Annotated in this window: 12 protein-coding genes; all 12 read right to left on the bottom strand. The window is 30.4% G+C overall.

Going from position 1 to position 5,671, the window contains the following annotated elements; genetic code table 11:
* Positions 1-657, bottom strand: a 657-nt coding sequence (locus KGF39_RS18790) for a hypothetical protein (protein WP_413927101.1), incomplete at its 3' end; no start/stop codon positions are given.
* Positions 658-722: 65 nt separating this feature from the next.
* Entirely contained in the window at positions 723-938 is a 216-nt protein-coding gene (locus tag KGF39_RS18785) for a hypothetical protein (protein ID WP_227823480.1), read from the bottom strand.
* Between the two features lie 12 nt (positions 939-950).
* Positions 951-1,106: a hypothetical protein gene (locus KGF39_RS18780; protein ID WP_021394274.1), complete on the bottom strand. Its 156-nt coding sequence runs from the start codon at positions 1,104-1,106 to the stop codon at positions 951-953.
* Positions 1,107-1,189: 83 nt separating this feature from the next.
* Positions 1,190-1,477, bottom strand: coding sequence for a phage tail assembly chaperone G (gpG, locus tag KGF39_RS18775; protein ID WP_227823479.1), 288 nt, complete (start codon positions 1,475-1,477; stop codon positions 1,190-1,192).
* A 14-nt stretch (positions 1,478-1,491) separates the two neighbouring features.
* A complete protein-coding gene (locus KGF39_RS18770) occupies positions 1,492-2,088 on the bottom strand; it encodes a major tail protein (protein ID WP_227823478.1) in 597 nt (198 codons plus the stop codon).
* Between the two features lie 3 nt (positions 2,089-2,091).
* Positions 2,092-2,427 carry a hypothetical protein gene (locus KGF39_RS18765; protein ID WP_227823477.1) on the bottom strand — a complete coding sequence of 112 codons (336 nt, stop codon included), beginning with the start codon at positions 2,425-2,427 and terminating at the stop codon, positions 2,092-2,094.
* Positions 2,427-2,870: an HK97-gp10 family putative phage morphogenesis protein gene (locus KGF39_RS18760; protein WP_227823476.1), complete on the bottom strand. Its 444-nt coding sequence runs from the start codon at positions 2,868-2,870 to the stop codon at positions 2,427-2,429. Before KGF39_RS18760 ends, KGF39_RS18765 begins: the two co-directional genes overlap by 1 nt.
* The gene (locus tag KGF39_RS18755) at positions 2,871-3,218 is read right to left on the bottom strand and encodes a hypothetical protein (protein ID WP_227823475.1); all 348 of its coding nucleotides are present in this window, start codon (positions 3,216-3,218) and stop codon (positions 2,871-2,873) included.
* Positions 3,215-3,865: a head-tail adaptor protein gene (locus KGF39_RS18750; protein ID WP_227823474.1), complete on the bottom strand. Its 651-nt coding sequence runs from the start codon at positions 3,863-3,865 to the stop codon at positions 3,215-3,217. Before KGF39_RS18750 ends, KGF39_RS18755 begins: the two co-directional genes overlap by 4 nt.
* 2 nt (positions 3,866-3,867) lie before the next feature.
* The gene (locus KGF39_RS18745) at positions 3,868-4,155 is read right to left on the bottom strand and encodes a hypothetical protein (RefSeq protein WP_227823473.1); all 288 of its coding nucleotides are present in this window, start codon (positions 4,153-4,155) and stop codon (positions 3,868-3,870) included.
* An 8-nt stretch (positions 4,156-4,163) separates the two neighbouring features.
* Positions 4,164-5,330: a phage major capsid protein gene (locus KGF39_RS18740; protein ID WP_227823472.1), complete on the bottom strand. Its 1,167-nt coding sequence runs from the start codon at positions 5,328-5,330 to the stop codon at positions 4,164-4,166.
* 2 nt (positions 5,331-5,332) lie between these two features.
* A partial coding sequence (locus KGF39_RS18735; protein WP_227823471.1) for an HK97 family phage prohead protease occupies positions 5,333-5,671 on the bottom strand: 339 nt, incomplete at its 5' end.

Genomic DNA, 5,671 nt, shown 5'->3' with positions numbered 1-5,671 from the left:
AGGTACAGTAATGCCCATGGTCATTTTTTTGCCGACATCCTGCATTTGTTTTCCGACTGCACTAAATTTGCTACCTATTTCAGTCATTTTAGTCGCTAGTTGATTCCATTTATTTTCTTGCTGATTTATTCTTTCTGTTGTGTCATCTAACTCTGAACGCATTTCAGAAAGTCTCGACTCTGCATTATTAACTCGAATAGACCAATTGTCAACTGCTGCCGAATTAGACCTTATTTTTTCTTCATTTTTAGAATATTCCTGTTCTAAGCCATCCAGTTCTGATTTTAATCTTTTTGTTTCCTCTGCATTTTCGCCTAGCGTCGCCTTGCTCTGCTCGTAAGCACTTTTCGCTTGATTAACTTTTTCTTTAAGTTCAACTTGTTTTTGCGCTGTCTCACTTAAAGTCGCTTTACTTTCGTTTAATTTATTTTTATATGCTGTAACAACTTTAGATTGCTGTTGTATAGTACTAGACAACATTTGTTGCTTAGATTTCAAGCCATCAAGACTAGTTCCAAAATCTTTTATGCCAGCACCGGAATTTTTAAACTCACTTCTCATTAATTTCATTTGTCTGTTTAAATTATTAACCCCTTGCTGGAATGAACTATTTTCCATAGCAACCCGAACAACTAATTCACCTACATCTTCCGCCATTTCCTCACCTCACTTACAAAAAATAAACCAAGATTTTTTTATCTTGGTTTATTTCAAAACTTATATTAAGTTAATTTTCTTCCACAGAAAGGGCAATACATAATAGATTCAAAACTTTCACTATAGTAACCACACCAACATTCAGAATTCAAAAAATACTCATTACCTTCTTTTTCAATCCACATTTCTATATCACAATCACAAGTTATTAATTCCCCTCTATCTGCTTTACCTCTTCCGAAAGCTGCTTCACTTTCTTCAACTTCGCAATACTTACACATACACTCACATCCCTATAACCAGCTTAATTGGTCTATGTAGACATCATTTTCATTCGGATTATTCTTATCACTTTTATTTTTCTTCATATATGCAAGTATATCTAAATAATAAAATATATCCATGTTGTCTATATCGACCATGCTCCAATTTTTTTCAAATAAAAACATACTATATAAATCTTTTATAAAATCCCTTGGAGATAGATACCTATTTTCTTTATTAGAATTATTTTCTGTACCTTCTCCATCACTTAGTTTTTTACTTTTTCTTCGAAACCTCCACTTACCTTTGATAAATCTTCTAACGCTTTATTTATAAAATCACCCGCTGGATAAAATCCATCTAGTAACTCATCTTTTGAAAATTGTTTCCCGTATATACTAACTGTAAAGTCGATTAACTCACGAAATAATTCTGTCGAGTTAAGACCATCTTCAATTTTATCAGTTAGTGCAAAAACTTCATCTAATTTTCTAAGTGGTACAGGTGGTGCTTTAAATATTTTTTCTTCTTCATTTATAGTTAATTTTATTTCCATTTTTTATTTTCTCCTTATTTATTTAAATTTGCTTTCGCTGGTGCTGTTGGTTTTGCTGCTGTTTTTAAAAAAGCTGTTGCGAAAAATTCTTCCGCAGTTGGTGAGTTTTCAACATCTGTATCTGCTGTTATTTTGTGTCTACCGTCATTTATACGTGGCATAAACTTAAGCTTAATTTTTTGAGATTGAAATTCAACTTTATCTTCTTTTGTTTTCGCTTCTTCTTCAAGTGGTTCACACACGCCTTTAGTTAACCAAACCATTCTATTTCCACCTTGCGATTTAGGAGATTCAAAGCCAAGTGCAATGTTCGGTGGATTAAAATCCTTATCTTCAACCAAAACACCATCTTTGTACTTGTAACCTAAAATAAAAGCTTTTTCTTCTAGTGTTAAACTAGCAACCTCAAATTCTACCTCTATAGCTCCCATTGCCGAAGCAGTTTCTAAAAGCTGGTCATCACCATAATTTTCTGCACTATCAACTTTTGGTGCTATTTTTATATTCTTAGCACCTGTTAGTTTCATTATTTTAGTGTCATATTCAAGTTCGCTTTCTGTATCAACAAGTAACTTAACAAGTCTGTAGTTTCTTAAACCTATAATAGCCATTTTTTAATCCTCCTCGTTTTTCGCAAAAAATAAGAACCTAAAGGCAGTATGGTAACTACAATCAGATTCTTTTATTTCATGTATACTTCTTTTTATAAAATTATTTTTTTTAAGCAGTCTTTCAATTTCTTTATTTATATAACTCATTTTATTCTTACTAAACAAATCTATTTGTATATAATGTTCTGTGCCTACCACTTCATCATCTGCATAGCGATTTTGTTCTAAATAACTAAAGAAAGTTATATATGTTTTTTCTTTTCCATTATACCTTTGAAACGAAACAGGTATTTTTAAAGGTTTTAATGTTTCTATTACTAAATCATTTATATTAATCATTATAACCCCAATCCTCTTTTTAATATTTCTTTCATTACATTTTTAGCTTCATCTTTTTTTGACTCGTATGCGGGCGCTAGAAACGGTTTTGCAGTCACTCCCGGATGATTTAATACCCTGCCTTTTTTCTTCCCTTTTTTAATTGGTATTTTATGCGCAGATGCTCCAAACTCTAAAAACTTTCCATAAAAAATTTCTGAATTATCCTCTTTTGTAATACCAACTAAAACATATTTAACATTACCTTTTTTCTTAACTCCACTTAATTTTAAGCCAGCTTCTAGCTTACCAGTTCTTTTTTTTACACGCGGTAAAGCATCTTGTAAAATTACATTACCGCCAGCCTTTACAGCTTCATTTAGCAACCTATCACCCGATTTACCCATACTTTCAATTTTCGATAAAATAGCGTCAAAACCTTCTGTTGTTATCTCTACACCCATTTAAACAACTTCCTCATATTTAAATTTTAATTCTTTACAATAATATCCGTTTTCTATAAAATCACTAGAATTCGAAAAGATAAAATTTTCTTTTTTAAATATATCTTTTATACTAATATACTTGTTGATATTCTTTAAACTCTTATACCAGTATTCTATTTTTACCGAATATACAATACTTTTATTTTTATTGTCAGAAAAATTTGCATCATATTCATTTTCTATAAAAAATATTATATATTCTTCATCATTTGAAAAATTGTCGTATTCTTGAAAACCAATACCTACATTTAATTTTTCAAGTATGGTAACTATTTTTGAGTGCATACTATCACCTAACTTTTTCACTTTGATTCTGCTGTTATTTCAAGTATTTTATTTTCTTCTTCTAAGTTTAAAATTTGAGTTATATTATAAAATTTATCTTTGTATTTAATAACAAAATTAGTTATAGCATTTTGTTTTATACTTAAATCTAATTCTTCAATATATCTAATTTTAAACTTTTTATTTGTAGAAGTTTTAATCGAATTATTTTCTATCAATTCTTTACTGTTTAAATCTTCAATACAAGCCCAAACCTTTTTATAAAATTTCATTGTTACATCTTCAAGAACATTTTTTCTCTCTTTGATAAAAATAGAAATATGTTTGTCTAGTACGTCAACTAATTCAGTTAAATATAAATATATACTCGTTTTGTCATTGCTAATATCTAATTTTACTATGCTGTAAAATTCATTGTTTAGTTTTATAACATTACTTGTTTTAATTAACTTCATGTAAGAAACTTTTAATTTAATAGATACCTTTAACCCTGTATCATCAAATTTAAGTTTGTCTTGCTCTCTTATATATTCATTAGAATAAAAGAGTTTACCATTTACAATAAACTCTTTTTCATCTAGCGCATTACCTTCTATATCATAACTTTCCTTGTATTCTCCAAACTCAACAATACCATCATTGAAATTATTAAATTTTATTTTTTTCATATCTATATTACCTCATTAGCTGCACTTTTAATTTGAAGTCTAAGAAGTTCTTTGCCGAAATTTTCTTCAAAATATTCAATAGCATTATTTCTTACATATCTGCAATAGTTAAACAGCAATTCTCTATTAAAATTATCTTTAAAGTCTAGTGATATTCCAGCTATTTCACTCTCTAAATAATCAATCCCTCTTACAACCATTTTTTCAATTTTCGCATCTTCTTCTATCCAAGTAATGTTAAGATATTCTTTCACTTCTTCAACTATACTTTTAATATTTTCATTTTCCATACTTACACCTACTTAGTTTTAGCAGCTGATGTTTTTGTGTTTGAATTAATTTCTGTCGCTAAAGTTGTGTCTAAGTTTTCTATATCAAATACTAAAAAAGAATCGTTGTCTTTTGGCTCTCCTGTTGCATATTGTTTTACTAGATAAGTTCTTTCGTCCTCTAAAAATTTATATTCGTCTGAATACTCTATTTTTCCACTTGAAGCAATTCCCATAAAATAATCCTTTGCCATACCAGCTATTAATTTGCCTTTAGGGACAGCAACTGACTGAATTATATTTCCGGGAATAGGTAAAACTCCATACACATAAGTGCCATTAGATGTCAACATAGTTGTAGCAGCGAAAATTTTAGACCAATAATCAACCGGATTTACAAGCATTATAATACTTGGAACTGCCCTTTTACCATCATTCGTAAGCGGAGCCATAATTTCAATCCCTAACGTAGCTGGTTTAAAATCAATCAACGGTTTTGCAGTTTTATCCGGATACACACCTTCAACGACTGCGCCTTTTAAATCTTTTAACATGCCTTTTGGTTGGTCTTTTCCTGTCCCTGCTACAATACCCATTTCAAGTCCTAAACTTAAAGCTTCTGTTAAAACAGCCCTTACGTATCTGTCTAACCATTCAGCCCCCAAATCAAGCATAGCTTTTGCGACCGGAAGATATGCAGATAATTTATAAGCCCCTGCATTAATTTTATTAAATCCATGTTCTAGCTCTTTTTTAATAGCATCATCTAATTTACCCCACCACGCAGCTTCTGCGTTCGTTTTTCTTATTATCCATTCCGTAACCCCTGTAGTATTTTCGAAAGTTATAGCACTAAGTAGAGGATGGTTCTGTTCTAAGTCGTCAAATACCCTATCAAATACAGTTCTTGGCATAGTTATCTCTAAATCGGTAAATCCTCTTTTTTCTATTGCTTGGTTATAATATGCTCTTTCCTCGCTTGTTAGTTGTGGCATACCCCTCTTGTCAAGTATCGCCCTGTCAGCTGATTCTATATTAGCAATAGAACGTGCTTCTTTTAGTAAATTACTTTGTATATCTTCCGCCATTCTTAAAAATGATGTTGTTATTTTTTCTTCGTCATTACTCTTTATTGCCTCCATTAAATTTGTTCTTAGTTCAACATTAGTTGCTTCATCTAAATTTTTAATTGCCATTTTTATTTTCCTCCTTGATTAAATGCATTAAAAAAAGCCGATACTAGGTCGACATTTCTTTTTTCTATATTATCTTTTTCTTCTACTTTTGTTTCTTCTTTTTGAGACTCTCTAAGTTCTTTTATAGATATATCACTTCTACAATTTATTTCAGTATCATTGTAAGCGGGTATAGGGGTTGCTGTAATCTCAAACAATTCAACCTCTGTTATATCTCTGTAATATGTCCATTCATCATCAAAACGAGTTTTTGAATTTACAATATTAAAACCAAAGCTACACCCTTTGATTAGACCTAGTCTTACATTTTCGAGTAAGTCATTTCCATGTGTTGTGGCGGG

Source organism: Clostridioides sp. ZZV14-6345 (genome assembly GCF_020657775.1).
GTDB lineage: Bacteria > Bacillota > Clostridia > Peptostreptococcales > Peptostreptococcaceae > Clostridioides > Clostridioides difficile_D.
Note: the sequence above shows the minus strand (reverse complement) of the source record. Positions and strands in the feature narration are given on the sequence as shown.

Excerpts from the sequence above, each read along its gene's own strand:
- KGF39_RS18780 (WP_021394274.1), bottom strand. The coding sequence starts at position 1,106 with ATGTTTTTATTTGAAAAAAATTGGAGCATGGTCGATATAGACAACATG.
- KGF39_RS18740 (WP_227823472.1), bottom strand. The coding sequence starts at position 5,330 with ATGGCAATTAAAAATTTAGATGAAGCAACTAATGTTGAACTAAGAACA.
- KGF39_RS18750 (WP_227823474.1), bottom strand. The coding sequence starts at position 3,865 with ATGAAAAAAATAAAATTTAATAATTTCAATGATGGTATTGTTGAGTTT.
- KGF39_RS18770 (WP_227823478.1), bottom strand. The coding sequence starts at position 2,088 with ATGGCTATTATAGGTTTAAGAAACTACAGACTTGTTAAGTTACTTGTT.
- KGF39_RS18760 (WP_227823476.1), bottom strand. The coding sequence starts at position 2,870 with ATGGGTGTAGAGATAACAACAGAAGGTTTTGACGCTATTTTATCGAAA.
- KGF39_RS18745 (WP_227823473.1), bottom strand. The coding sequence starts at position 4,155 with ATGGAAAATGAAAATATTAAAAGTATAGTTGAAGAAGTGAAAGAATAT.
- KGF39_RS18785 (WP_227823480.1), bottom strand. The coding sequence starts at position 938 with ATGTGTAAGTATTGCGAAGTTGAAGAAAGTGAAGCAGCTTTCGGAAGA.
- gpG (WP_227823479.1), bottom strand. The coding sequence starts at position 1,477 with ATGGAAATAAAATTAACTATAAATGAAGAAGAAAAAATATTTAAAGCA.
- KGF39_RS18765 (WP_227823477.1), bottom strand. The coding sequence starts at position 2,427 with ATGATTAATATAAATGATTTAGTAATAGAAACATTAAAACCTTTAAAA.